Annotated in this window: 1 protein-coding gene; it reads left to right on the top strand. The window is 38.1% G+C overall.

The features are described 5' to 3' along the window. Window positions 1–281: carbohydrate-binding protein (locus GBZ86_RS19105; RefSeq protein ID WP_479690762.1), on the top strand; the 281-nt coding region annotated here is incomplete at both ends.

Genomic DNA, 281 nt, shown 5'->3' on the forward strand with positions numbered 1-281 from the left:
GGAGGACCAAGTGATGGTGCAACTACCTTAACTGTAAATGTAGCAGCTGCAGGAAAGTATAATTTAGCAGTGAAGTATATAGGGGCAGATGCTAATAGAAACTTAAAGATAGATATAAATGGAACAAGCACAGGATCAGTTTACACTCCAACACCAACTAATGGATGGTCCATAGGAGATGCTAAGACCTTTACTGTGGCAGTAAATTTAAATAGTGGAATAAACACTATTAAGTTCCATGGAGATGGAATAAACTATGGTCCAAGTCTTGGAGAAGTAAC

The organism is Clostridium tarantellae (assembly GCF_009295725.1).
GTDB lineage: Bacteria > Bacillota > Clostridia > Clostridiales > Clostridiaceae > Sarcina > Sarcina tarantellae.